This window comes from Shewanella sp. 5S214 (genome assembly GCF_041439795.1).
Lineage (GTDB): Bacteria > Pseudomonadota > Gammaproteobacteria > Enterobacterales > Shewanellaceae > Shewanella > Shewanella vesiculosa.
The window spans coordinates 17,815-43,238 of sequence record NZ_JBGOOV010000001.1 but is presented as its reverse complement, the minus strand read 5'-3'; the positions used below and the strand labels follow the sequence as shown (position 1 = coordinate 43,238).

The 25,424-nt window shown below is 39.1% G+C and carries 17 protein-coding genes; 2 read left to right on the top strand and 15 right to left on the bottom strand.

Annotated elements, in window-relative coordinates:
• Positions 1-13: 13 nt before the first annotated feature.
• The 8 genes from ACED29_RS00150 to ACED29_RS00115 all read right to left on the bottom strand — a co-directional run bounded on the left by ACED29_RS00150 (position 14) and on the right by ACED29_RS00115 (position 14,731).
• Positions 14-1,711 (bottom strand): EH signature domain-containing protein, encoded by a 1,698-nt coding sequence (locus tag ACED29_RS00150; protein ID WP_371696590.1) that lies wholly within the window; start codon positions 1,709-1,711, stop codon positions 14-16.
• Positions 1,712-1,713: 2 nt separating this feature from the next.
• Positions 1,714-2,472 (bottom strand): OmpA family protein, encoded by a 759-nt coding sequence (locus ACED29_RS00145; RefSeq protein ID WP_259563608.1) that lies wholly within the window; start codon positions 2,470-2,472, stop codon positions 1,714-1,716.
• The gene (zorA, locus tag ACED29_RS00140) at positions 2,472-4,643 is read right to left on the bottom strand and encodes an anti-phage ZorAB system protein ZorA (RefSeq protein WP_371696588.1); all 2,172 of its coding nucleotides are present in this window, start codon (positions 4,641-4,643) and stop codon (positions 2,472-2,474) included. The genes ACED29_RS00145 and zorA overlap by 1 nt, the downstream gene beginning before the upstream one ends.
• A gap of 1,098 nt (positions 4,644-5,741) precedes the next feature.
• Positions 5,742-6,155, bottom strand: a complete 414-nt coding sequence (locus ACED29_RS00135; protein WP_371696586.1) for a hypothetical protein — start codon at positions 6,153-6,155, stop codon at positions 5,742-5,744.
• A 260-nt stretch (positions 6,156-6,415) separates the two neighbouring features.
• Positions 6,416-8,605, bottom strand: a complete 2,190-nt coding sequence (locus ACED29_RS00130) for a nuclease-related domain-containing protein (protein ID WP_371696584.1) — start codon at positions 8,603-8,605, stop codon at positions 6,416-6,418.
• 749 nt (positions 8,606-9,354) lie between these two features.
• Positions 9,355-9,603: a DUF2171 domain-containing protein gene (locus tag ACED29_RS00125; RefSeq protein WP_182722947.1), complete on the bottom strand. Its 249-nt coding sequence runs from the start codon at positions 9,601-9,603 to the stop codon at positions 9,355-9,357.
• Positions 9,604-9,977: 374 nt separating this feature from the next.
• Positions 9,978-13,811 carry a bifunctional proline dehydrogenase/L-glutamate gamma-semialdehyde dehydrogenase PutA gene (gene putA / locus ACED29_RS00120; protein WP_371696582.1) on the bottom strand — a complete coding sequence of 1,278 codons (3,834 nt, stop codon included), beginning with the start codon at positions 13,809-13,811 and terminating at the stop codon, positions 9,978-9,980.
• 506 nt (positions 13,812-14,317) lie between these two features.
• Positions 14,318-14,731, bottom strand: a complete 414-nt coding sequence (locus ACED29_RS00115) for a hypothetical protein (protein WP_259396221.1) — start codon at positions 14,729-14,731, stop codon at positions 14,318-14,320.
• Positions 14,732-15,570: 839 nt separating this feature from the next.
• Between ACED29_RS00115 and ACED29_RS00110 the strand changes: the two genes are divergently transcribed.
• The gene (locus ACED29_RS00110; protein ID WP_182756384.1) at positions 15,571-16,014 is read left to right on the top strand and encodes a SirB2 family protein; all 444 of its coding nucleotides are present in this window, start codon (positions 15,571-15,573) and stop codon (positions 16,012-16,014) included.
• Between the two features lie 235 nt (positions 16,015-16,249).
• Here the strand turns inward: ACED29_RS00110 and ACED29_RS00105 are convergent, their stop codons facing one another.
• Together ACED29_RS00105 and ACED29_RS00100 are read right to left on the bottom strand one after the other, a co-directional pair.
• Positions 16,250-18,643, bottom strand: a complete 2,394-nt coding sequence (locus ACED29_RS00105) for an EAL domain-containing protein (RefSeq protein ID WP_371696580.1) — start codon at positions 18,641-18,643, stop codon at positions 16,250-16,252.
• Positions 18,636-19,544, bottom strand: coding sequence for a phosphate/phosphite/phosphonate ABC transporter substrate-binding protein (locus ACED29_RS00100; protein WP_371696578.1), 909 nt, complete (start codon positions 19,542-19,544; stop codon positions 18,636-18,638). The genes ACED29_RS00105 and ACED29_RS00100 overlap by 8 nt, the downstream gene beginning before the upstream one ends.
• A gap of 218 nt (positions 19,545-19,762) precedes the next feature.
• Between ACED29_RS00100 and ACED29_RS00095 the strand changes: the two genes are divergently transcribed.
• A complete protein-coding gene (locus ACED29_RS00095; RefSeq protein WP_371696576.1) occupies positions 19,763-20,524 on the top strand; it encodes an ATP-binding protein in 762 nt (253 codons plus the stop codon).
• A gap of 11 nt (positions 20,525-20,535) precedes the next feature.
• Here ACED29_RS00095 and ACED29_RS00090 read toward each other — a convergent pair whose 3' ends face one another.
• The 5 genes from ACED29_RS00090 to ACED29_RS00070 form a co-directional block, all read right to left on the bottom strand.
• The gene (locus tag ACED29_RS00090; protein WP_371696574.1) at positions 20,536-21,204 is read right to left on the bottom strand and encodes a glutathione S-transferase; all 669 of its coding nucleotides are present in this window, start codon (positions 21,202-21,204) and stop codon (positions 20,536-20,538) included.
• A 164-nt stretch (positions 21,205-21,368) separates the two neighbouring features.
• A complete protein-coding gene (locus ACED29_RS00085; protein WP_371696572.1) occupies positions 21,369-21,719 on the bottom strand; it encodes a cupredoxin domain-containing protein in 351 nt (116 codons plus the stop codon).
• Positions 21,720-21,729: 10 nt separating this feature from the next.
• Positions 21,730-23,976: a heavy metal translocating P-type ATPase gene (locus ACED29_RS00080; protein ID WP_371696570.1), complete on the bottom strand. Its 2,247-nt coding sequence runs from the start codon at positions 23,974-23,976 to the stop codon at positions 21,730-21,732.
• Positions 23,976-24,446 carry a MerR family DNA-binding protein gene (locus ACED29_RS00075; protein WP_371696569.1) on the bottom strand — a complete coding sequence of 157 codons (471 nt, stop codon included), beginning with the start codon at positions 24,444-24,446 and terminating at the stop codon, positions 23,976-23,978. The genes ACED29_RS00080 and ACED29_RS00075 overlap by 1 nt, the downstream gene beginning before the upstream one ends.
• Before the next feature lie 126 nt (positions 24,447-24,572).
• Positions 24,573-25,007: a DUF2057 family protein gene (locus ACED29_RS00070; RefSeq protein WP_124014891.1), complete on the bottom strand. Its 435-nt coding sequence runs from the start codon at positions 25,005-25,007 to the stop codon at positions 24,573-24,575.
• Between the last annotated feature and the right edge of the window lie 417 nt (positions 25,008-25,424).

Genomic DNA, 25,424 nt, shown 5'->3' with positions numbered 1-25,424 from the left:
TGTCAATCACATTTTAGTCGGCAAGATACCAACGAAAACTATCGTCTCGAGTCACTTTCTTTTGTGATAACATTGAATAGAGCTTAGCGTTAACTGTCGGACGATCTGCAAACATCGAAAATTCATTGTCTAAAATCTTAACTAACTCTTTAGCCGTAATAGGTTGGTAAGCGTCTAAAGCTTTTAACAAGTTAACCTCTAAAAGATTATTTTCTTGTGTATTCTTCTTAACAACAGGCAATCCATAACGATTGACATACCTTCTGTACTTATCGCTATCAAACAGTTTCTCTAAATCCAGTTCAACACCGTTTTCAGTCAAAAAATCTATGGCATTTTTTTGCCAGGAAGTTGGCGAGTGCTGAATAGCTAATTTCTTACCATTGGGTAAGTTTTTTCTAAATTCATTTGGAAAACGCACGGTAAGGTCGTTATGAGTTAACTCGCTCAAAGAGTAATCTGTCATCTTTTCACTGGGTAAGCCCATATATATCCAAAGCTTAAAGTTATGTGAACCTTCAACAATATGAAAGTCGCCACAATCTAAATAAATAATAGAAGTCTGTGGCATCGCTTTTAGTTTGATATAACTGGTCGTTAAACTCTTACCTAGCACTCTCTTTACTGTATGTTCAGCTTGATAGCCAAGCATAAGTCGTGCATTACGAACAAAGCCATGTTCATAAAGTCCTTCTAAAAATCGCTTACGCGCTGGGAACATCCGGTTCAGTGATTCGTCACCAGTGTGATTAGCGTACTCTGCAATCGCACCCAAAAATAAGCGCAAGTCTTCCTTGGCAAGCCAGCTTGTTACAGCTTTAACTCTATTTTCACCAATGGGTTTCCACCACTCGCGGTAATTTTTAGCCGTATTCGCAATACGGGGATCACCGGCTAAATTCAGCACAAAATTTTGCCACACTTCGCTTGGTGCACCGGCAGAGCGGTCAATAATAATCTCGAGTGCGATGTGGCCAATGCGTTTACCTTCTTCAAAAGGCATGGTAGCAACATCATGTTTTAATAATTCATGGAGAATATCGTTCTGCTCACCAACGGGAATTTCCCTTAGTGTGTCTAGGTAATATTGAGCATGACATACATCTAAAAAACGCCCTTGTGGTAACTCGTTTAAACGAAGTTTTTTTAATTGCTCACTAAGATCTAAATGGTTTTGTTTTGCAAGATTCACTAACGCCTTAGGGGCAGTTAAATCAAACAGCCATTTTGCACTATTCAGAACAGATAAAATGGTATCACTGCTTTTTTTCCGCTCATCTAAACGTTGCGCTATTTGTTGCTTAATCCATGCTGTTAATTTATTAAAAATATTACCATCAACCAAAGCATCAAAATAACGATAGACCAACGAAATTAAATTCATTAACGACGACATGCCAAGCTTTGGGTGTTTGGCTTGAATGTAATCAATGGTCTCTTCGTTTAATGAGCCTTTTCTTATCTCTTCTTTATCAATCCACAGCTGAGTTAACACCCTAACGCCTTTGCGTTTAAGCAGTGTATGGTTTAATTGCGCAACATCGCCATTAACAACAAAACCACTAACCTGTTGCTCAAGTGCCTTAAACTCTTCACCTTGCCCTGCACCATCAGCAATTGTCTTAGTTTGTAATGTAAGGCTGCTCCACTGCTTTGTAATACGCTCCCAGTTAAACTGGGCGAGCTCTGGTTTAGGGGGTAAAAACAGCATAATTACTGCATCTCCAAACGACTTCTTACTGATTCATATTCCGAACTTGTAGGTCTACGAATAGTGAAGCGAATATCAATTCGTCTATTTGCTCTAAAATCATTGTCGGTGACTTCATCCAATACCATTCTGCGTGTCGCAGCGTAGCCGCTTACTGAAAAAAGCGGATTGCCATCTTTGTTGTTGATCCCCGCTAAATTAAGGTGACTCGGTAATGATTGACTCCAAAGTTCCCACAGCGAAATAGCTCGAAAAGTAGATAAGCCCCAATTGCCTTTGCCCAGCATGCCATTGAAATTTTTACTGTCGGTATGGCCTTCAATAAAAATGGTATCCAGAAATTGCTCACGATTGTCTGTATTAATCACCATTGAAAGCACTTCGCCAATTTCAAGCGCGGTTTGTTCAAATTGAGGATTAATATTAAATGCGGCGCTATCAAACCCTAAAATGTCGTTAGGAATACTTAACACGGTTTCATTTTCACTAACGGTCACTTGTATGCCACGTTGCCTTAATAAATCAGCGGCTTCATGTAATATCGTTTTACGAACCCCTTCAGCTAAGTGCAACATTTCTAACTCTTGGGTAAATGCTTGTTGCTTATTTTCAAGCTCTTGTTTGGCTTCCATAAGCTCAACCATTAACACAACAGACGCTAAAATGAATAAAATTAACAACCCAGACAAAATGTCAGAAAACGACATCCAATAAGGGTTTTCTTCATCTACACTCACATCGTCTGTTCTAAATATCCGCATTAGCTATGCTCCAATTCATCCACTAAGTCAGAAATTGAACTCACTGTTCTGCGCATCTGGTCGCTAAACTCAAGTGTTGTTGTATTCCAGGTTTCCATACGTTCTTTAACTTGGGTATTTACTTCTGCTGAGTAACTACGTAGCCATTCATTTGTTTGTTTCTCAATATCCGATACCTGTTTAGCTAACGTATTGCCTAAACCTTCAAATGAAGACTCAATTCCTTTTATAAAATCGTTTTGGTGAGTTTTCATTTCAGTGAAACCATTAAAGGCTAACTTTGCCGTCTCTCCAAATTTCTCTGTTGTTGTCACAAGCGATGTTTCAAGCTCTTTTAATATTTTTGCTTGTTCAATGACATGGTTTGCTAATTCATCATTTTGAGAACAAATATCTTCAATTGTGTCCGTCATGTCAGCTAAACGCGTATCAAACAGCTCAGTGGCCTTCACTAAGTTAGTGGATAACATCGCAATTTGGTTTGAACTATTACTCAAATTTTGGCTACTTGTCGCTGATGATTGTGCAACCGTTTTAAGTTCGCCTACTACTTCTTTATGTTGTGCAACAACCATATCCATATGGGTTTGTGTCCGTTTTACCGCATCGGTCATAGACGTCAGCATTTGGTCTTGCTGCGCTAACCACTTGCTTAGCTGAGATTGCAGCTGATCACGATATTGCTCATCTCGTTTAGATGCCTCAACTTGTTGGTTTTGTAATAACGAACTAAAGTTTTCTTCTAGCTTTTGTTGGCGCTGTGCTGAGTTCTGCATAAAGCTTTGTAAGCTGGTTTCTAACCCGCTGGTAAAGGCTTGTTGTTGAGCAGTGGTCTTTTCATTTTGGCTAGTAAGATCACTCACAAAACTACGATTTGATTCACCCATAGCATTTTGCACTTGGCTCATAGAGTCAGATAACTGGGTTAACGTTTGCGACTGCTCAGTTAACCAATCACCCAATACCGACTGTAAGTTATCTACATGGCTTGCTTCACGTGCAGCTTGCGACTTCTGCAGTGACTCAATGGCTGAAAACAGCTTTTGCTCCATCGCTTGCTGGCGTTGTTCGCTTTGGGTCAGCATTGCTTCAAGCTGTTGATTAAATTGTGACGATGCTCCAGCCTGCTGTTCTGCCATTAGCTGTGATTGTTTGCTGCTTTGTTCAAGTACCGCGTTCATTTGCTCGCTTAAACGGCTGACCGCCTCGTGCATTTGCTCAGTCGACTTTTGCATGAGCTCGCCTTGACCTCTACCTGCTGCTTGCATGCTCTCGGTAAAGTTACCAATAAGCTGCTCTAACACCCCGCTGCTTTGCTGGCTGGCATTACTCACTAATGATTGCATTGCAGGTGCCATGACATTATTTAACGCATTGGTAAATGCTTCTTGCATGCTGTCACTGACGCCCGAAATGGTCTCTTGCAAGCGGTCGCCAATACGTTCATGCAGCTCTTGCAGAGCTTGACTACTTTCACCGGTGTTTTTAGAGATATCAACTAACGACTTTTCAGCAGGTAAACGAGGATAAAGAAAATCAATTTTTTGCTGTACCGTGATAATGTTACTTAAAATGGTCCGTTCGGCTATTTTCTCTATGAAGTTAAGCAGTAAGCTTAAACCCACCCCCCAAACAGAGGTCACAAAGGCAAACGCCGCGCCGCTCATCATGCTAGCAATACCGGATTTTAATACTTCAATATCGTTACTTTCAATATGAATATCACGCAGGCCCATGGTCAGGCCCATAAAGGTACCTAACACACCAATTGCAGTTAAAAATGAAGGCGTTGCAGCTAATAGCCTGTTAGAGGTTAACCCTGCAGAAAGGGTTTTATGATTAAAAAAGTGCTCTGCATCTAGGGTATTATAAACGCGTTGTGTGCTATCATCTTGTACTAAACTTTCGCTAAACTCATGCCACAAGCTATGCACTATTTTATCTTTTGATGCGCCCGCTCGTTCAGCAATACTCAAGCTATTATCATAAAGTGTGGTGACTGTTTCACCCTTAATAATCTGCCTTACTTGCTCTACTCTGCTTTTACTTTTAAGCGTACGCGAAATAATGGTTATCAACGCAATAATAAACACTATCAATAGCGCAAGCCAAAACGATACCCCTAGCAGTGATTGAGGTATCAACCAATGCGATGGCAAAAAATCCAACATTATTACTACTCCCTTAGTATTTTGGGTATTGATTGTTTTAGTTAAAGCTCGCCAGAAAAGGCTTTCTGGCTTGGTGAATTGAAGCTGTCATCTATAATATCTTGGGAAACTGCTATCTTTTTTTACTGCATGACGGTAAAAGAAGCTGTAAATCACCTTGAAATTCAGAGCCTTATCGTGTTATTGATATGCTTCTTTATTCATAATAGCTTTTTGTAAATCATAATTGCTTGTTATTAATCGACACGAACTTTGGTTACCACTTTTGCATATTGCGTGTAGTTTATAGTTAATTAAATTGGGGCTTACAATAATGAAGTCATGAGAAATGAGCTTGTCATAAAAATTTGAATTTGGAAAAGCAGGAAGTTGAAGTTCTTTGTATAAATTGACGACAATCTGCTCAGCAAAAAACGAAGTTTAACCAATGAATTTTGTGGATCTGATATCGCATACTCTTCAGCATATGCGGATAATTGATAGAGCTGTGTCCATTTTGTTTGAATATGTTCAAAATTCATTGATCGCTTCATTCCGTTTGTTCCTTTGATATCCCTATACCGCAGTTATAATCCCAAGCATGTTAAAAGTATTAATTAATCAATTGTGATATTTAAACGTTTCATCCAGTAACATATTTTTTTGAATGTCACCAGTGATTTGAACTATATCAACTTTATCGTGAATTGACATAGTAATTTTATTATCAAGCTTATTTTTTGGATGTTTATAATACTGTCTGCGATGTCTTTTTCATTGACAACCCTGTTATTTGACCATTATGAAGCCTGTACAACTCACGTATATTGCCCAGCAATTATAAAATTTATTGCATTAATGGTAATGTTTTATTTGGGTAACACGGATTTTTAGTAACCGCACGATTAATCTGCTCTACCAATAAAATACAGAAATTGGATCTTTAATATCCTCGAAACGGAAAAGATTTAGAGCTAGTAACTGGTCATGAAACTAGTATATTGCCGGTAAAAGCAGTTTTTCAAATACTCTTTAGCCGCGTTAAATGTTAAGGCCTGAGACCTCTTGAAATCTTTATATAATAATAGCAACTAAACTCCGTTATTTTTGTCACATGACTTAACGAATAAACTCTCGGGGGATAATACGTTTTATATGAGCGGAAAAAACATAATCAGCTATAACTCGAACAGGTATGTCTTTCTTAACTTCGATCCACTCCAAATAGATTAAATCAATAATTACTTCGTGCATCCGAGCGGATAAGTCTTTGGCAGACAGCTGGCTGTTACCACTCATTTTTGTGAGTAGATTCTCGTCAAGCAAATCTATGACTGTTAGGCTTGGTTCTAGTTTTTGCAAAGCTTCGCAAAGACTTTGTAATTTAGATATGAGAAAGTCATGTTCCCCAGATAGCATACGGCTCATAAACGTCTTGTTTAAGTCTGAGTTGTAATCGATTAAATTCGATGCTCGTATACTGTGTTTTTGGAGCAAACCGGAAACGTTTTTAGCAACTGTTTTCGTTAACATTAGCGCTAGTCCTTGTGTCTAATGATTAAAATAAATGGAAATTTACTTAACGCCTTTGAAGATAGCAACGCTAAAAGTTCATAGCCATCATTTCCACATTGCGAAAAATTTACATGCATTTAACGGTACAAAAGCTTGGCCTATTTAATTTGATCACTTGGCTCGTCTTAATGAACAGTACCAACCAGAGCCGGATATCGAAAGTATTTTACCTTGGAATTTAAACGATAGGTGTAGTAGCCCAGACGCTTAATTAATAACTAAGTCTTTGCCCAAACCAGCGATTCCTCGATTACCCTTAGAAACTCTTTGCCATTGAATCCTAATGGATACAAAGAAAAAGGATCTGAAGAAAAATTAAGCTCTTTGCCTGATTCCATAGAAGAAGCAATTTCTTTATCATGATTACACAAAAAATGAGCATTATCTGCTAGTGCAATCAAAAGCTCTTCAATGCTCACTTTCATAAAACCGGCGAAATAGTCATGGTCAAACTCAAGTGACGTATCAGCAATTAACCCTTTAATTTTAGGTGTTTCAATCGTTAATCCTAATATGTGTCTAAGTTCTTTATTTAAATCAAGATCATCCTTAACTGCTTCGACTTTTTTTCTTACCTGTATACCCGCATTACGTAATGTACGATCCCGGTGATGAAATATCTCAGATTGAGTTGTACGGTAGTATGTTGATTTCACTTCAATGATAAAGACAATATTGTCTATAACACAAATTAAATCAATCTCACCTGCTTCAATCCCGTTTGGAGTATTTGCTGTATAATTCCTTATAACATTGAAGCCACGGCCTTCGAATGCATCACCTAACTGATTTTCTATTCTTGTTGTTTCTTCTTTTAATGAACTGCGCAGATTGGCAAAACGACGAAGATTATTCACTGCACTCACCGAACTATACTGCGTAGACATTAACAAAGGAAGTTGGACACAATGACTGCCGATTTTGAAAACGGGTTTTTCGTAAAGTGGTTGAATCTTTTCAAATTGCGATTGGTGTAATTCATTACTGAGCTTTTTCATATCAAGGCACCAAAACTCTAAAATAGCTTCTGCAGCCTTAATGCTCCCTTTTGGAAAGTCTTTGGAAACAGTCCAACCGACAATGTTGTTTACTTTCTCTTTCCACAAAGACCAGGTAATTGGAAATCGATTTTGACCAATAGATAACCCTTTTATTGCAACCATTCCAATGGCTTTTTGCCAATCACCGACTTGAGCATATTCATAATAAAACGCTTCAATGTTCTCTTTTAAATAAAAAGCGATCATGAGTTCTAACGATAGTAAAGCTTGGAATAAATTAACTTTAAACCCGTTGTCGAGTTCAACATACTCCTGAAAACCATAAAGTTTCTGAAGTTCTAGCTTAGTTGCTATGGCTTTTACATATGCAATTTGATTGCTGTCATGGTTTTCTGCAGAAAACATCTGAACATGGGCAATTCCAGAAGCAATAAATTCTTCCATTGCTAAATTAAACCAATAACCTTTAAGAAGTTGTTGCCTATTCCCATTTCGGTCCCAATTATCAATTATACCTTTGTCAAAACGATCAAATGTTAACCTTCCACTTTTAACCGAGAAATGTAATGAATCGTCAAAACAAAATGGGTGTACGCTTTGCGACAAAAACTCATCAAGTTCGACTTGTACTTGCATCAACTCACTAAACGTATTCAGTAATGAATCTGCAACAGCACTGTCTTCATTAGATGGGAAAACTAACGGGGCATGATACTTCTTTAGTGATTTAACGATTTTGTTATCATTCAGATGGAAGTCAGAGTCTGGTGAATATCTTAATTTCCAATGTATTAACTCCGTTAACGCTCTCAACTTTGAGTTTACACTTATCACACCACCGTCAAATGATATGGCTTGTTTTATTTGATATTTGAAAAAATATACAGCAGAAAAAGACAAAAACTCGAATAGAGTTATATCTTTAAATGGATTGCTATACTTTTTTATCAGCCCTTTTCTGTCTTCGTGAGCTTGTTGGAATTGATGACATGTCTCAATCAAACCTTCCAGTATGTTTGGGTATTGGCTCGATAGCTGGTTAATTTCATGCCACTTGGCATGCTCTTTCTTAAGGACTATCTCAGATCTTCTGATCGCCGTTATGATGGTTGTTGGCGATTTAGCTAATATCATTGAAATAAGCTTGGAATTAGTAGCGGTTTCCTGTGCAAAATAACGGGCTAAGGCTAAGATAAAATCATCAGATTCGAATAGATGATGTGGAAAATCAAAAATAAAAGTTGAATTCCAAAAGTTGTCATCGCGGCTAATATTCGACAAGCTTTTTTTAGCAGGCTTTCTATAGAGATAAACTTCTAGAACTTGCTTGTATGCAAATTCTTCATTCTGAGAGGCTTTGAATTGTAAAAAAAGCTTTTCAAAGTAATCCTGTTTACGGTCTAACATCAAGGAATCCATTCACAATATTATTATGTTGAGATATAAAATAATTGCCTTATTCAGTAGGCATATCTGAAAAGAGGCAACTCAAGTCACTTCTTTAGTTACATTTGCATCGCACTAAAGCTATGTTAACACTAGAAATTAGGAGTTCGAACTCATTTACTTTATATCAATAAATACATATACTATTAATAAATAAAAAAGCCAACTTTTCTTTTCATCTCAGTGCATTACATTGATATCTGTTATGCGCTTAAAGTCAAAATGTTTGAGAAAAAAGCGCTTAAAGTCAGAAAGTTTGAGAATTTAGCGTTTTTGAATGAGACAAATTTTTCTAAGTCTATGATTTACCGAATACCCCAAATTCATTTCATATGAGAAGCCACATTTGTGATATTCGACATTGAGATCGAAACTTGATCCCACTGAAATTTGAATTGCTCTAGCCCACACCACTATTGGCCTAGAGCCATTTTTCATTAATACCAGGAAAACTGAGATTCAAATTTAACGTGAGATCTAGCTATTCTGGTTGCAGTAAATAATGCCAAAGATAAAAATGTCCCTGACATTCCTGTAATCTGCGCCTACGTAAAATCTGTACGAACTCGACTAACGCTGTTTTTGATGTCTATCATTTTGGTGTGAGTTTTTGGGGAAAAGTGATGGCGGGAAATATATTCAGTACTTCCCGCTCAGGTCTTAAGATGGCATGAGTGCATGCCACCTTTGTTTAGCGGTACAGCAAGACTTTAGTGTCCTGTAGCTGTTGGCGGAGTTTGAGACCATTCCTGCATAGCCTGGTCTCCTGGACGATCGATTTTAACTTTATCGCCCTCAATTGAAGTTACCCAGCTCAGCGGAATGTAATGGTGTTGACCGCTATCATCTTTTTTCAGCTTGAGGGTGTCGGTGCCCTCCATATGATCTACAGTAGCAAATTGACCATCTTCGGAACAGACAACAGGCATATCAGGTTGAATTTGGTTGGTTTGAATCATAGTTTCTCCTCAGGGCTCAGTACAAGCCCTTCTATTTATAAATGTGCAATCAGTAATCTGACAAGCTTCACTAATCGGGATTGTCTTTGACTTTAACTGCAATAATTGGTTACTTAATGTTCCTAATCGCACAGTAAAATCATACCGATAAAACCAAATGCAGTCTGTTCGACAACGAACAGACTGCATATCTAAATCCTCTGTTACCATTGATGGTCAACTCGAATAATACATCTGTTCGTCTATCGTTTTAGTTTGCCTGTTAGGTCGTTTTAATTTTCGATTGCCACTAAAGTGAATAATTTCATCAACGTTTCAGTTGATGAAATTATAAATATTCAGAATGTTTGTTTAACCATAACATTCTAAAATAGTTAGTTTTCTTCATCTAAAGTCATCAACGACGTATTACCACCAGAAGCGGTTGTATCAATGCTAACGGTTTTTTCTGTTAATAAACGTTGAATGAGATTATCAAAATACTCTGAACTAATAACCGGTAAAATTGCGCCTTGACGCTCGGCTAGTCTGTCACTGATATAATGTTTTCGGTCACAATGACTATCAACAACAACTCCTGATAACGCCGGATGTGCCAACAAAGTGGTTAAATGACCTAACCGAGTAACTTGAAAAACATTCTCATCAGCACCTGTTGTAACGAACTTATCTCTAATGGCTAGGGCTTGATCATAAAATAAATCAGAAACCACCGAGATAACGGTATTTCCAGTTGCCAAAGCCGTTACGATAGAGAGCATCCAAAAATGGAAAGTTACATTTTTATCAGCAAAGCAGATGATATTACCGCGGTTTTCCAAATAGAGAATATTAGACTCACCTGTTGGACCTGGAAGTGTTGTTGGCTTTTGCAGATGTTTTTCAACAGCCACTAATTGTGAATTAGCGGCAGTCAAAGTACGATTTAAGTCATCGGCTAAATCATCAATACTATCGATATTAGCCATTTCGACTAACATTTGACGAACAAAAGCAATACGCTGATTTAGCTCGGTCATGCGCCAGATTTTTTCTGCTACATCCGCCCTATCCATCAATAATTCTGCTTCTGCTTTTGATCCCGCATCGCTCACTAAGGCATCGACTTGCGATGGCAATAAGTTAAATTTATCGGCATCGGGAGTGGCTTTCTCTTTCACTAAACGCGTTAAATAAAAGGGGCCACCCGCTTTTGGCCCTGTACCTGAAAGACCACGCCCCCCAAAAGGTTGCACACCGACAATAGCGCCAATCATATTACGATTTATATATACATTACCTGCACGCGATAGTGTCGCCAAACGAATGGCTCGCTGTTCAATTCGGGTATGTATACCCATAGTTAAACCAAAACCGGTACCATTAATATCATCAATGACTTTTTCTATTTCATCGCCTTTAAAACGAATAATATGCACACAGGGACCAAAGACTTCATGCTTGAGCACGCTAATATTGTCTATTTCATAAAGTCGCGGTGCAAAAAAGAAAGCTTCGTTTTGTGCTATTTCATTTTCTTCATTAGATATCGGACATTGATACAATAGTTGACCATGAGTTTTCATATAATCACTGTGAGCATTGAGTGATTCTAGCGCTTTTTGATCAATGACAGGCCCCACATCAGTGCTCAGTTGTTCTGGATTACCCACATGCAATTCTGCTAATGCGCCTTTAAGCATTGTAATAACCGTATCAGCAATGTCTTCTTGCAAAAATAACACCCTGAGCGCAGAGCAACGCTGACCTGCAGACTGAAATCCTGAAGAAATTACATCATCAACCACTTGCTCTGGCAAAGCTGTGGAGTCAACTATCATGCAGTTTTGACCGCCCGTTTCAGCAATGAGAGGCACTTTTGCGCCATCTCTATCAGCCAACGTTTGCGAAATCATAGTCGCTGTTTTAATTGAACCCGTAAAAATAACCGTTTGAATATGTGCATTAGGAATAATGATACTGCCTACTTCACTCCCCTTGGCAATAACCGCTTGTACAACCCCGTGAGGTAGTCCAGCAGATGTCATGAGTTCAATAGCGCGTAATGCAATTAAACTTGTTTGCTGGGCGGGTTTTGCCAACACCGTATTACCAGTAGCAATGGCTGCAGTTACTTGGCCTATGAATATCGCTAACGGGAAGTTCCAAGGGCTGATACATAACACCACACCTCGGGCTTCTAAACGATCATCTTCTGCAAGTTCAATCGCTTGTTGTGCATAATAACGACAAAAATCAACAGCCTCTCTGACTTCATCAATACCATCTTGAGTCGTTTTTCCCGCTTCCTTGATGCATAAGGCTATGAGTTCGTCCCTATGATGTTCGAGAATATCGCCGATACTGCATAATAAGGCTGCGCGCTCCGATACAGGCTTTTGTGACCATGAGGCAAATGCCGTTTGAGCCGTATCGATCATCGCGAGCATGTCATCTTTGCTATGATGTCGCTGGAAACCAATGATTTCACTTTGCTTTGCTGGGTTTCTAATGACTACAGCCCCTTCAAGGGTATCATTTTCACAGAACTGGTTAGCTTCAGCCCAGTTATCTAGTGATGTTTTTAACGGGGTAAGCATATTGATGTCGGTTAAATCTAGGCCCTTGGAATTATCTCGACCCACACCATTTTCATCATGGTATAACGCAATAGGTTTGGTTATCTGGCCGTTATATTTGTCTGTTAAGCGAGTCATTTTTTCAACCGGGTCTTCAAGTAACGATTCGACCGGTTGAGAATCATCAATAATGGCATTAACAAAAGAAGAGTTAGCGCCATTTTCTAACAAACGACGGACTAAATAGGCGAGTAGCTCTTTATGAGGACCAACCGGTGCATAAACGCGACATTGAACATTTTCACTGGCCACAACTTGATCATATAAAGAACCACCCATGCCATATAGACATTGAAATTCAAAACTTGTTTTGTCATTGCCCGCCAGTTCAAGAATAGTCGCCACAGTATAAGCATTATGTGTAGCAAACTGTGGATAGAGAGTATCTCTATATTCTAGTAATTTTTTCGCACAGGCGAGGTAAGACACATCAGTAGAAGCCTTGCGAGTGAATACCGGAAAATGCTGATAGCCGCCTTTTTGAGTGTTTTTAATCTGAGTATCCCAATAAGCACCTTTAACTAAACGCACCATCATTGTCCGGCCAACACGAACGGTTAACTCATGCAACCAATCAAGAATAAAAATAGCCCGCTTTTGATAAGCTTGCAGCGCCATCGAAAAGCCATTCCAACCGGCTAATTCGTCATCACTAAATACCGCCTCAATAACATCAAGGGATAAATCTAATCGCTCAGATTCTTCCGCATCAACCGTTAAACCAATATTGTATTTTTTAGCTTGCAAACAAAGCGCTTTAAGTTTGGGCACAGCTTCAGTCATTACCCGTTGTCTTTGCGCAAATTCGTAACGAGGATGGATAGCAGAAAGCTTAACTGAGATACCAGGAACCCTGCGAGGATCGTTCTTACCTGACGCGAGTGAAACCGCACCAATAGTATCTATAGCAACTTGATATGCTTTAAAATACTTATCCGCATCATCCATGGTGCGCGCACCCTCACCTAGCATATCGTAAGAATACACGAAGCCTTGCCGATCTTGTTTGGTAGCATGCTCTGTTGCAGCTTGAATCGTTTCGCCCATAACAAACTGCTCACCCATAATTTGCATGGCATAGTTCATTGCTTTACGAATGACAGGCTCTCCTAAACGACCAATAATCTTTTTCAATAAATCAAAACTATCTTTTTCGCGCTCATCAGCATAATCAACCATAGTGCCGGTAACTAATAATCCCCATGATGAGGCATTAACGAACAGTGAATCACTGCTGCCCAAATGACTTCGCCACTCACCTTGAGAAATTTTGTCGCTAATTAGGGCATCTTGAGTATGTTTGTCTGGTACACGCAATAAGGCCTCGGCCAAACACATCAACACCACACCTTCTTCACTGGATAATGTGTATTCTGCGAGTAAGGCATCTACAGCACCGTTTCCTGACTCATCTCTACGTATTTTTAGTGATATTTTACGGGCTTTTTCCCACGCTCTGCTGGCAGCTTCAGGGTTAACCTTTGCTAACGGTAAAATATGCTCTACCGCAACACTTTCATCAATACGATAGAACTCGCGAATTTTCTGACGAATAGGAGAGTCCGAGATATTCGAATTATTAAAAAGCATGTGCTCACCTCAATATTAATAAATTGTATTTTGCAATGACTAGAGACATTTGATATCTAAGTGATACCTAAGATTTGATGACTAACGAGTAAATTATACTGATCTTTAGTTTTAGACTCTGCGCGTTAGCGTACTTTCGAGAATACGCTTGATAGTGGCTTTATTTTCGATTTTAATGTTTTTATTCAAAATGTTAAAAAATCTGAACACTGTGAATAACCTGTCATTTTTTTGCTAACGTCGCGGAGTTTTATTGCAGAGTCACACCAAGTTAAGGTCATAAAACCGATAAATTCGGCTTAGATTTGTTGAAATGTCGCATTATCTATATGGCTTGATGTGAATTAGCAGTTGTTGCCAAATTAACGCTAATTTGGTGGCTAAAATAACGTATAAAGTAAGCCACTAAACAGGCTTTGCTTAACAGGGGGAGCCCATTCTGCATAGCTTCTAGTACAAAACCACTCAGCATGACGCTATGACTTTTGGTCTGAGGAGTATTGATGCTACAAATCGTCAATTTGTTTCATGTTACGTGCTAATAATCTTCCCTCTGCCTCTTGAACCGACAATATATCGTTAAGAAATTCCGTCACGGAAGGTGCACAACTGCACTTTTGCAGATACTCAAATAGTCCGACAATATTTTTGTGATATTCAAGAGTGACAATCGCTATTTCATCTGTATCCATCTTTTCAAACGGATGCTCACCTTCAGTGTGAATTGAAATAGCGAGTTTTTCGTAGTAATGCCGACTATAAGTGTTAAGCGCACTGTTGTTACCACTGTCTTCGAACTTTTTCATTATCTGCGCCATTTTTTTTTCGTGCTCTGAAATGTACTTAAGCAGCAATCCAACTCTTACACTATCGCTTTTTAGTGCACAATTTGCTGCAAAATAGTGCAGTTCTTGGTGCATGTTTTTAGTCCATTGCATAACATCGTGAAGTGTTTCTATTTGCATATTATCCTCAAAATTGACGCGTTTAGATCACTTTGCTGTGCAAAGTGAAGCGCCTGCCTAGCATAAAAATATGGTAAAAAATATCACCATCTGTGGCTTAAATTGCAATCACTTTGAACTCATTCAGTCTATGCAACATTATGTATTGGCTACATAAATAAGAGTTAGCGACCACGATTTAACTCATGATGTTAATACTCATCATACGTGTATTTTATTTTTCACTCTGTTCGCTGCCGCACTCAGCTTGGCATGAATATTTGTCTGATCTACATATTTAGAAACCTTACCGAGAATAGTATGACCCACATAAAGCCATTAGAATTATTGGTGTGGATTGGGCGATATCATCAAAGATGTCTACAGACTCATTGAAAAATATCCTGTTATCTTTGGATGGGACGAAGCTGAATGAGATGAGCGCTTGGCTAGTAAATTCATTGTAAAGTCAGTGCGCAAAGTGTAATGGTTTAATACAAAAAACTGACAAAAAGCGCAAAGATAACACCTGAGCAACGGATTAAAGAGTTAGTACTCATGAGCTGCACTAAAATGAAAAAACTGTAGCCTACAGTGCTGTATTGCTGATATTAGGAGAAAGCTTGTAAGAGAAGTTTGATGCCTATTTTTCATATAAGCACGATACTCAAATACTATAATTAGACTTGGTTGGTGATATTGATCTTAACGCCACCGTAGTACGTAATTAAGGTTCGTTGGTTACAGACTTTGCTTTAAACTACAAACACACGGTATAAGTACTATATACACATTACTTTTTAGGGAACAAGACCATGTACATGATAGTTAAGCACACCCACCTGACAATAATTGCGCTGACGTTTATATTTTTTATCATTAACTTTGTGTTGACGATGAAAGGCTCTGACAAGGTCAATAATAAACTGCTAAAGATCGGTCCTCATGTTTTGTATGCTCTGTTTATCTGCACCTTTGTTTACATGATTATCGTTAATCCATTGAACTTGTACCCGTTTGTGAACGGTTGGGCATCGTCTAAATTAGGTGGTTTTGTACTTTATGTACTCTCGATTACCTTTACGCTTAAATGGGCAAAATCAACTCTATGGCGCATTGTGGGCTTAATTAGTACGATATTTTGGTTATTGATGACTGCACGATTGGGTTTTGCCCATCATCTTAAATCGAAAGGGATTGTTGATGATGCGAATGCTTATCTTGAGTTGGGACAGTCTATGTTAACAGGCATTTGTTAGATAATGTCGAGTAAAGTGGCTAATTAACTTTAGCCACTATTGGTCCATCGTGTTGATTCATTCGGTGTTTATTCCAGCGGCAACATTACCCCTTATACGCACACCTCAGAATAAAAATCTTAGTGTTTACCTCGATTTATCTCATTTCATGTTCTATGAAATAGCCGTTTTATTGACTCTAAGTCAATAGGCGCATTTTGATTATCGTCGCCCTAGCCCACTGGCATCTGCCTAATTAAGCGATTTGAGGTATTAGGCTTTCAAACTGGTCAATTGGTACCGGTCTACTGAACAAGTAACCTTGAAAATTACGGCACCCTTGGCTGATTAAATATTGCTGTTGTTGTTCAGTTTCTACACCTTCTGCAATTACACTTAAACCTAAGCTCTGTGCCATCGAAATAATGGTCTTAACAATGGTTTTATCGTTACTATCAACACAGAGTTCACGCACAAATGACTGATCAATCTTAAGCTGATGTAATGGAAGTTTTTTGAGATATTGTAACGATGAATAACCGGTACCAAAATCGTCTAACGAAAACTGGATACCTATAGCCGCTAAAGTATTCATTTTTTCGATAATGGTTTGAATATTATTTAACAGTACACTTTCAGTTAATTCAATTTTAAGTAATTTAGGATTAACACTATATTTATCAATACTTTTTTTGATTATGTCGACAAAATCGGCTTTATGGAATTGTTTGGCGCTGACATTGATAGATAATGATAATCCTGCTGTATTAACATGTTGCTGCCAGGCATTGAGTTGCCTACAGGCCGAATCAATAACCCACTGTCCTATTTCGATAATCATGCCGGTTTCTTCTACCAACGGGATAAATTCTAAGGGGGACACTATGCCGCGCTGTGGATGGTTCCAACGGATCAGGGCTTCGGCGCCCACGGGGGTGTTTGAGCTGTCGACTTGTACTTGGTAATACAATTGGAATTGATTATGTTCTAGTGCAATGAGTAAATCGCGTTCAAGCACCACTCTATTGATAATGCTGATTTCCATTTTAGGGTCAAAAAAGCAGACAAGGTTTCGACCTGATTTTTTGGCTTGATACATGGAAATATCAGCTTGCTTGAGTAACTCATCTGGGGTGGTATTATTGCCGAGAAACAAAGTCGCGCCAATACTGGTACTGGTCGAGTAACTATGGCCTGCTATAGTGTAAGGCTGATTAATGGTATCTAAAATAGCCGTGGCAATCGCTTTTATCTGTGTGGCGGCAACAAAAGCATTAGAATGAATGCCTTCTAATATGATCACAAACTCATCACCGCCAAAGCGAGTGACTGTATCACCTTCACGGATAATATTGATAAGTCGATTGGCCACTTGTTGCAATAACAGGTCACCAATATCATGTCCTAGGGTGTCGTTGAGTGTTTTAAAATTATCCAGATCAAGAAATAATATCGCACCATAATACTGATTCCGATCACTAAATATTAATGCTTGTTTTAACCTATCATCTAATAACCGCCGATTGGGTAATTTCGTTAACGGGTCAAAGTAGGCTAGTCGCTCTATTTGAATAGCGTCTTCTTTTTGCTTGCTGATGTCTTGAACCATTGCCAGTACATAATCAATACTGCCATCGTTTTTACGCACACAACGAACGACTAACATGGTAGGGATCACTTTGCCTGTTCTGCTAATAAAACGTTTTTCTAGACTATAGCCATCAATTTCATTGGCAAGTAACCTGGTGAATTGGGCTTCATCAGCCTCTAAATCATTAGGGTAGGTTAAATCATTCCATGTTAATTTTTTCAGTTGCTCTTCGGTGTATTCCAGCATCTTACACAAACAAGGATTGATACTGATCAAGCCTTTATCTGGTGACGTAACCGTTAAACCGACCAAATCTAAAGAATAAAATGAGGCTAACTGAGATTCCCTTAATGCCAAGCTATCCAGCATTTGATCAAATTGTTTAGCAAGTAACGAAGCTTCATCAGTTCCCTTCATGTTGACACGTAAATGAGTGGCGCCAGTTTGGACTTTATCGGCTACTTTTTGAATGATATACAAACGACGAGTTAAATAACGACTGGCTAAGGTGGTGATTAATACACCAAGTAAAATGGCAGTAAGTGCATAAAAGAAACTGTTTATTTTTATTTGGTTAATTTCTTCTAAGTAAGCGCGTCTATCTAAATCAATCACCACCCAGCCAATTTCTCGATCAGCTAATACAATGGCTTTAGTCACATCAATACTACTATCAGAATAATGTATCTGTTGCAGATCATTGTCTTGGTTGAATGCATCGATATACAAACCCACTTTAGTCAAATCTGTATGTGCCAACACTTGGCCACGTAAATCGATGACGATAGCTTGCTTTAAGTTAGGGTATTTTGAGACACCATTGACGATTTCCTGCAGACCGCTGACATCTCGCGAGGCAACCCAAATAGCAGACGAGGTCGCTAAAGTATCTGCAAGGGCAATAGCTTGATCTTTATATTGTTCAACTTTAATTTTTTGTTGGCGATGAGTGGTATCCCAGACAAATAATCCCATCATCAAAGTGATGATGAGCGTCATGCCAATCATCATTTGTCGGCGCAATGTGCCTAATAGAATGCGTTGCAATTTTTTAATCATTGATTGAACTTTCCACTGGACGCACTTTACTCTCAAAATTATTTATATAGCTGCGTACAACATCGTAATCAGCATCTTCCGCCTGAGTAAACCTAGCAGTTTCCATACCGAGCATAATCGCCTTACCTTCTGGTGAGTCTGCTAAAGTAATCAGTAAATGTTGTATTTTTTGACTAATCTCTTTAGGAAAGTCATCACGTACCATAACTGAGTTATTGATTAAAGATGGCGTTTGCCAAATGACTTTAAGCTGGTTTGCTTTTTCTGGGTGATCTTTTTGAAATAATCGCCAAGGAAGTGGCCAAGTTGCTGCTGCAGCTACCTTACCAAGATATGCATTCATGATTGAAGATTCTTGTGAACCCACATAGATATTATCAAGATCTTGGTTAATATCGATTCCATTAGTGTACAAAAAATACTGTGGCATAATTGTCGCAGCAAGCGCTGTTTGTGCAGGATAACTCACTCTTTTACCCTTGAGCTCAATTGGTTTTTGGATATTATTATCTTTTCTTACAATAAAAATCCCTTTGAAATCATCAGCATCACCAGCCATGGCAATCACTCGATATCCGTTGTTCCTAGCCTGCAAGGTCTGCCATGGATTAGGCAGTAATAAATCTGGCTTTCTGTCGCGGATTTTTTGTTCATAGGAGGCATAATCGATTGATGCTTCGAGTTCAATATCAATCTCAGGGATTTTCTGATTGATATAATCAATCAGCGGTTGATAAGCCTCGAATAACTTTTGCGGATTGTGTAAAGGGTGAATCGCAAATCGATAGGTTAACGCGGTATTATTACTAGGCGAACGACTGTACTGCAGGGCTTTTTCAGTAGCGGGTTGTTCGCAAGCGAATAGCAAAATGATAATTAAGGTAAAGAGATATTTTTTCATAAAAAAATCAATTTGTTATTGTCGTAATAATGATAGTAGTTTTATATTTGAAAAAAGTCACTTTCTGGATACATTATATTAACTTAACCACGAATAATTTAGCCGTTTGATATCAACTAAAAGAGTTTTACTTCGTAAGCAATTAATTTACCGAGTCTATTATCAGCTATACTGCCCTACCCGTTACATGTACGTATTTAAGCGATGTTAACAATACCATGGATATCAAAGGAACCTGCATCTCATCAACTGAAGATGAGCACGGCCCCATTTATGTTTATCAAACAAAAAATAGCCGTATTCTTAGCTTCGATGGGAAAATCTATCAAAGCTGCATGAAACTCAATGATATAAATGGATTACATCTTGGTTATACCCAAGCCATGATGAGCGGATTATTGTTTCTTCCGACAGTGAACATCGCCACTATTATGGGGTTGGGGGCGGGATCGATGGCAAAGTGTTTACTCAATAGTTTCGTTAATATAAACGTCCATGCGGTTGAATACCGCGAAGCGGTAGTCAATGCCGCCAAAGATTACTTTTATTTACCCGATACCCATCGCATCGTTACTCATATAGACGATGCAGTCCATCACATTAAATATACTACTGTCAAAAGTGATATTATTTTTTCAGATTTGTATAACTCACAAGGCATGGAACCTAAACAAGTGCAGTCATCCTATTTACGGGATTGTAAAAATGCACTCAATGAAAATGGCGTTTTAGTACTCAATATTTGGCATACATCGGTAGAACTTCGACAAGAGTTAGATGCATTACTTGCGCTAGAATTTGAACATCGCTTAATCAGTTTCGAAGTTGACAGTGGCAACAGGATCATTCTGGCATTCAAAAATGCCATACCCCAAATAGAAACTGAACAACTCATGCGTAAGGCTCAAATATTGCAACAACAAATCAATATTCCAATGGCGCGCTATGCCGAATTAATCTTAAATACTCAAGCTCAATAAAAATAATAGCCCTAGACACCAGCGCCAAATATCAGGCGTTGTTTAGTGTCTAACCACATTGAATTTTGTACCATTACCTTGCTGAACATCCGACTTTGCAAAAAATGATTCAACCACTGGCGCAATTTTGGATAGGGTGATTGTAGATACCATTGCCGCTCTACTTGGGCAAACTGCCGCATAAACGGCATTAATGCCAAATCAGTTAAGCTCGGTTTGTCGGACATCAAATACTGGTGCAGAGAGAGTCGCGATTCCAGATCGGCAAGATAACGCTCACATTGCTGTCTATCTTCTGGTAATGAGTGTTCATGGTAACGTTTTGAGCAGCGATACCGTTCAAGATGACCTTTAAATTCATTATCAAATATCGCAATAACAGCCAACATTTCATCTAAAGCGTTGGGGACTGCTTTGTTAGTGTAACCTTCAGGGTCTGTTTGTAAAAATGCCCATTGCATGATGGCTAGGCTTTCATCGATCACCTGGTTATCAGTGGTGACTAGTACCGGGACGGTACCTTTAGGTGACACCTGAAGCATCTCATCAGGTTTGTTACTTAACACTATATCGCGTAGCTGAACTTGCTGGCCTGAAGCATAAATCGCCAACCTAGCCCGCATTGCATAAGGGCAATTTCTTAAAGAATAAAGTATGGGTAAGTCAATTGTCTGGGTCATTTTTGCTCAGTAAATTCATTTTGCCGATAGGCATACGTTACATTAACGATAATCATTAATTAAATCTTAGGGTGACATTACACTATCAAGTTCTGATCGTCATTTTGTTCATGCCCCCAAAGATTCATTATCCAATCCGTTATGCCATAACGGGCTGGTAACGCTTACTCAACGATCAACACGCCTTTATACATTTGCATCTGACAATGAAATGGATACTCGCCTTTTTCCAGAGCAGGTAATGCTACCGTCGTGGGTTTATCCAGTGTTAAATCTTGGCTAATATCTAAGTCGGGTAGCAAGACTGTGGCGGAACATCCGGATTTATCTTGGCGTAAAAAGGTTATTTCTGTCGGCGTATTGGCGCTAATGTTAATTCTTGCAGGCGAATACACCCCGTCTTTAACCACTATTGATGTGCTGGCATCAACCTTAGTTTCATTTGATGGTTTATACAGCCAAAACCACCAAATGATAAAACCGATTAAGGCGATACACAGTAAATTAATCAACATTTTGAGTCTCCTAGTGTTCTTTAGCTTTAAACAGACGTAAACGGTTGGCGTTACTGACGACGGTAAGCGATGAAAAGGCCATCGCCGCCCCGGCAATCACTGGGTTTAACAAAATACCAAATACTGGATAAAGCACTCCTGCCGCTAACGGAATACCCGCAACGTTATAAATAAATGCACCAAACAAGTTTTGTTTAATGTTGCGCAGCGTTGCTTTACTAATGGTTATGGCATCGGCTAATCCATGAAGTGATCCACGCATTAAGGTAATATCGGCACTTTCTATCGCGACATCGGTACCCGTACCAATTGCAAAGCCGACATCGGCTAAGGCTAACGCTGGAGCGTCATTAATGCCATCACCAGTCATGCCAACAATTTCATTTTGTTGCTGAAGTTCAGCGACTTTTTTGGCTTTATCTTCTGGCATCACTTCAGCGAAAAAGTCATCAATACCGACTTTCTTCGCCACTGCGGCTGCGGTGGCTTTATTATCTCCGGTTAACATAATCACTTTAATGCCACTGAGTTTTAGTCTCGCAATCGCTTCGATTGAATCGGATTTTATCGGATCAGATACTGCGATAATGGCAAGTAACTGCCCTGCAAGCGCCAAATACATAGGTGTTTTAGCCTCTTTGGCTAAGGTTTGGGCCTTGGCTTGGTAGTCACTAATCGCAATATTGTTGTCTTGCATCAGTTTTTCATTACCAAACAGTAATGTTTGTCCATCCATCTGAGCTTCTACACCTTGACCCGAAATGGCATTAAAGTGTTCAGTGTTAATGGCTTTAATACTTCTAGCGTTGGCACTGTCAACAATGGCTTGTGCTAAGGGGTGTTCGGAGTGACTTTCAATTCCAGCCGATAAGGCAATTACCTGCTCTTCACTGTCTGCTTGAGCCAGAATAATATCGGTAACTTGCGGTTTACCTTCGGTAATGGTGCCAGTTTTATCTAAAATCATTGCGGTGATTTTAGAGGCCGTTTGTAAAGCTTCACCGTTACGAATAAGTACTCCAGATTCAGCCGCCTTACCAACGCCAACCATTACCGACATTGGTGTTGCGAGTCCGAGGGCACAAGGACAAGCGATAATCAACACGGTTGTAGCAGACACTATGGCAAATACCATTGATGGCTCAGGTCCAACGTTAAACCACACCATGGCACTGACAATGGCAATGATCATAATGGCTGGTACAAAATAAGCCGCAATGACATCCGCTAATCGACCAATCGGTGGCTTCGAGTTTTGTGCCCGTTTGACCATACTAATAATGTGCGCCAGTGCGGTATCTTTTCCGACCCGTGTTGCTTTAAATATGATTGAGCCAGATTTATTTAAAGTACCGGTGACCACATCATCATCAACAGCTTTTTCAACTGGCATGGGCTCACCGGTCAGCATTGACTCATCAATGGTACTTTTACCTTCAATAACCACTCCATCCACGGGGATTTTTTCGCCAGGACGGACTCTAACATGATCGTTAAGTAACACTTGGGCAATGTCGATATCGATTTCTTTGCCATCACGGATAACCCGCGCCGTTTTTGCTTGCAGGCCAATAAGACGCTTAATGGCTTCAGAGGTCTTACCGCGCGCTTTCACTTCTAGTGCTAAACCAAGATTAATTAAACCAATGATCATCGTGGTTGCTTCAAAGTAAACATGTCTTGCCATTTCAGGAAACCACTGTGGAAATGCCACAATTAGCATTGAATATATCCAAGCCGTTCCTGTTCCCAAGGCGATGAGGGTGTCCATATTGGCGTTATGGTTTAAAAAAGATTTCCAAGCACCGATATAAAAATGTTTACCGGATATCAACATAATGGCCAAGGTAACTACACCGACCAGCCCCCATACCATTTGCTCTGAGAGGCTTGATACCGTCATCTCGCCAATAAAAAGTCCATAGATCATCAACGGAATACCGACGCTTAAAGCGATAATGGTATGGCGTAATAAACTTTTATAATGTTGTAAATCAGCCTGTTCTTTCTCATTCATGGCATCTTCTGCCGACTCAGCCTGGATTTGTGTGGCATTGTAGCCAGCACTTTCTACCGCGTTGATAATGGACTCTGCAGTTGCTTGACCAGTAACAAGTACCGTTCTATCTGCAAAATTCATATCGGCCGAATCTACGCCTTGTACGGTTTTAATGGCTTTCTCAATTTTACCAACACAGCTAGCGCAGCCTGCGCCGATAATATTGAGCTGTATAGGTGAATGCGTTGTGTGTTCCATTACTTAACCTCCGTTGGTGTTAATGTAATCTTATCATCCTGATTAATTCTTGCAGGAGTGCCATCTGTTTGATGTGAACCTTCAATCAAATGGCAAATCATATTTCCTGTCGGTAAGTTATCTGGCATGGTTGACCATTGCTCAACTGCGTGTGCAAGCCTTGAGCGTAGTCTAACCATTTCATTAAATTGTCTTTCCGTTTCAGCCAGCTTTTGTTTAACTAACGTTCGCACAAGATGGCAGGCACTTTCACCATGGTCGGTTTTTGAAAAAATCACTTTAATTTCTTCAACTGAAAAATCAAGTCTTCGAGCGCTTAAGATAAATTGCATACGCGACTTATCTTTATGGTCATAGACTTTATAACCATTGACTGGAGATTTATTGGGATTAAGTAAGCCAATGCGAGTGTAAAAGCGCACTGTGTCGGCAGTAATACCTAATTCAGTAGCAAGTTGGTTCACTTTCATGCAGCCTCCACCGCTAAGGTTAATCATTATAATCATCTGACTATAAACCTATGTGTAACACACAGGTCAAGCAAGGTTTGAATATTAAAATAATAGAGCGCATTAGAGCGCCCTATTATTAGAGGGTTATTGCTGCATCATTTTACTATGTTGTTTCATGATGATAGCCATTAACTCTTCGTGATTAACTAACTTGACGGTTTCACCTTTAATAGTGGCGCTTTCTAATGTTATAAACGGTGATTTGATAAAGTTTTTTGCATTTTTCGAAGATAGAATCTCTTTGGTATACACTTTAATATCTTCATCTCTAGATAGATTAAAACTCCAATATAACGCATCAGACTTAATGAAATTAGTATCATCAGCGCCAGATGAGAACAACTCATAAAACTGTAATTCAATGAGATGTTGACCAGGAGAGATTTCTAATTGGCTTTTATTTGATACCGGTTTTCCATCGACCGCCGTAAAGATCAAATAATCTGGCAATGAGATAGTGGCAGCCATTGATACTGAGCTGACTAAAGATAGTAGTGAAATAGCAATAAATTTTTTCATAATAAACTCCGTTAACTTTTTGATGCTGATAACGACAGCAACAAAAATCTTTATAAATTAATGTGGGTAATTAATGTGGTAATTAATGTGGTAATTAATATAGGTAACTAATATAAATAATTAATTTAGATAAAGAATTAAGCTATTGGAGGTGGGTTTTGGCTTGATAGATTAGAAGGGGTTGATACCCATAAAGGCAAGCTGGCCTTCGTGCTGGTTAGCCCTATAGAGATGAGCTCTATGCCTGTAAAAAACGTAAAAGTATTCGCGATCGCATGGCAATGACTAATGCATTGACTCATATCACCTAAACAACAATTAGGCTCGTTATCACAGTCAGTATTCATCATTGCTGACTGATTAGGGGGGCTCGATTGTGCGTCAGACATCGTCATTTGTGTAGACTTAAGCATTTCA

Bases quoted from the DNA above. Each gene is read 5' to 3' on its own strand.
- ACED29_RS00150 (WP_371696590.1), bottom strand. From the start codon at position 1,711: ATGCTGTTTTTACCCCCTAAACCAGAGCTCGCCCAGTTTAACTGGGAG.
- ACED29_RS00145 (WP_259563608.1), bottom strand. From the start codon at position 2,472: ATGCGGATATTTAGAACAGACGATGTGAGTGTAGATGAAGAAAACCCT.
- zorA (WP_371696588.1), bottom strand. From the start codon at position 4,643: ATGTTGGATTTTTTGCCATCGCATTGGTTGATACCTCAATCACTGCTA.
- ACED29_RS00135 (WP_371696586.1), bottom strand. From the start codon at position 6,155: ATGTTAACGAAAACAGTTGCTAAAAACGTTTCCGGTTTGCTCCAAAAA.
- ACED29_RS00130 (WP_371696584.1), bottom strand. From the start codon at position 8,605: ATGTTAGACCGTAAACAGGATTACTTTGAAAAGCTTTTTTTACAATTC.
- ACED29_RS00125 (WP_182722947.1), bottom strand. From the start codon at position 9,603: ATGATTCAAACCAACCAAATTCAACCTGATATGCCTGTTGTCTGTTCC.
- putA (WP_371696582.1), bottom strand. From the start codon at position 13,811: ATGCTTTTTAATAATTCGAATATCTCGGACTCTCCTATTCGTCAGAAA.
- ACED29_RS00115 (WP_259396221.1), bottom strand. From the start codon at position 14,731: ATGCACCAAGAACTGCACTATTTTGCAGCAAATTGTGCACTAAAAAGC.
- ACED29_RS00110 (WP_182756384.1), top strand. From the start codon at position 15,571: ATGTACATGATAGTTAAGCACACCCACCTGACAATAATTGCGCTGACG.
- ACED29_RS00105 (WP_371696580.1), bottom strand. From the start codon at position 18,643: ATGATTAAAAAATTGCAACGCATTCTATTAGGCACATTGCGCCGACAA.
- ACED29_RS00100 (WP_371696578.1), bottom strand. From the start codon at position 19,544: ATGAAAAAATATCTCTTTACCTTAATTATCATTTTGCTATTCGCTTGC.
- ACED29_RS00095 (WP_371696576.1), top strand. From the start codon at position 19,763: ATGGATATCAAAGGAACCTGCATCTCATCAACTGAAGATGAGCACGGC.
- ACED29_RS00090 (WP_371696574.1), bottom strand. From the start codon at position 21,204: ATGACCCAGACAATTGACTTACCCATACTTTATTCTTTAAGAAATTGC.
- ACED29_RS00085 (WP_371696572.1), bottom strand. From the start codon at position 21,719: ATGTTGATTAATTTACTGTGTATCGCCTTAATCGGTTTTATCATTTGG.
- ACED29_RS00080 (WP_371696570.1), bottom strand. From the start codon at position 23,976: ATGGAACACACAACGCATTCACCTATACAGCTCAATATTATCGGCGCA.
- ACED29_RS00075 (WP_371696569.1), bottom strand. From the start codon at position 24,446: ATGAAAGTGAACCAACTTGCTACTGAATTAGGTATTACTGCCGACACA.
- ACED29_RS00070 (WP_124014891.1), bottom strand. From the start codon at position 25,007: ATGAAAAAATTTATTGCTATTTCACTACTATCTTTAGTCAGCTCAGTA.